Source organism: Blastococcus sp. CT_GayMR20, assembly GCF_004570345.1.
On the sequence record NZ_SPQM01000344.1, the window covers coordinates 1 to 575 of the forward strand.

Below are 575 nucleotides of genomic sequence, written 5' to 3' on the forward strand. Positions count from 1 at the left end.
CGCCGGTCGGTGGCCTCGCGGACCGTCGTCCTGACCACGGACGTCGCCCCGGCTCCCGCCGCACCCGCCTGAACCGCCCCGCGAGAGCCGCGGTGCAGTCGCCGGAGCCGCCCTGCAGCGCGGCTCCGGCGACACTGCCCCGGCCCCCGGCCCCGGCCGGCCCCCGTGCAGGGGCCCGCGCGAGCCTGCGAGCGGTGGGGGGCACGGGGGTCCTTCTAGTGCTGGACGGCCTTCTCCGCGCCGATGCCGGTGAACGCCCGCACCTCGAGCTCGGCGGTCTTGAGCTCGTCGGGGCGCTCCTTGGAGAGCTTCGTGCCGAGCCAGCCCAGGAAGAACGAGAGCGGGATCGACACGAGGCCGGGGTTGTTCAGCGGGAACCAGGAGAAGTCCACGTCCTGGAACAGCGACGTGCTCTTCCCCGTCGCCGGGTTGATCGGCGCGCCGGAGACGACCGGCGAGAAGATGATCAGCCCCACGCACGCGATGAGCCCGCCGTAGATCGACCACAGCGCGCCCTGGGTGGTGAAGTTCTTCCAGAACAGCGTGTAGAGGATCGTCGGCAGGTTCGCCGAGGC

Annotated in this window: 1 pseudogene; it reads right to left on the reverse strand. The window is 72.5% G+C overall.

Going from position 1 to position 575, the window contains the following annotated elements:
* Positions 1-215: 215 nt before the first annotated feature.
* Positions 216-575: pseudogene (locus E4P40_RS27840) on the reverse strand (cation acetate symporter); the annotation flags it as partial.